Source organism: Chryseosolibacter histidinae (genome assembly GCF_018598225.1).
GTDB lineage: Bacteria > Bacteroidota > Bacteroidia > Cytophagales > Cyclobacteriaceae > Chryseosolibacter > Chryseosolibacter histidini.
Genome location: NZ_JAHESF010000100.1, coordinates 1 through 549, shown reverse-complemented (window position 1 = coordinate 549; position 549 = coordinate 1). Strand labels below are relative to the sequence as shown.

1 protein-coding gene is annotated in these 549 nt (G+C 52.3%); it reads right to left on the bottom strand.

Annotated features, from left to right (window positions below):
• Positions 1–549 (bottom strand): immunoglobulin domain-containing protein (locus KK083_RS32345; RefSeq protein WP_254170302.1); only part of this gene is annotated, 549 nt, incomplete at both ends.

The window sequence follows — 549 nt, the reverse complement described above, 5'->3', positions numbered from 1 at the left end:
ACAAACCGCCGATGCTGCTGTGGTTACAGCAAGACCCGTCGGAAGAGGGTTAACCGTAAGCGTGGCTGCGTTGCTCGCCACAGGACAGTTTGGCGTCGCGCTCGTCTCTGTAACCACTACATCAAAGTTTCCGCCAACGCCTGCTACACTGCTAATGGTAAGGGTTGATGTATTCACGCCGCTGTAAACTCCTGCATTGGTCAGGTTTACTCCATTCCGTCTCCATTGATAAGTCAGTGTGGTGCCGGTAGCTGCAACCGTGAACGTCGTTCCGTTATCTGCACATTGCGTTACACTCACTGGATGTGATGTGATCGAAGGTATTGCATTGACCGTCACACCAATCGTGTTGTTCATCTCCGTATCACAACCTGTAGCTGTGATCGTCGCAAAAACGTTGAAGGTCGTGTTCGCCGTCAAATTGCCTGTCGGGAGATTGATCAATCCACCTGTGCCTGCTACCGGGGAGCCGATTGCTATGTCACCCGCATCGTTGCGAAGCTGGTAAGTAACGCCAGCCTGGCTACCAGCGATCTGGATATTGGTTGA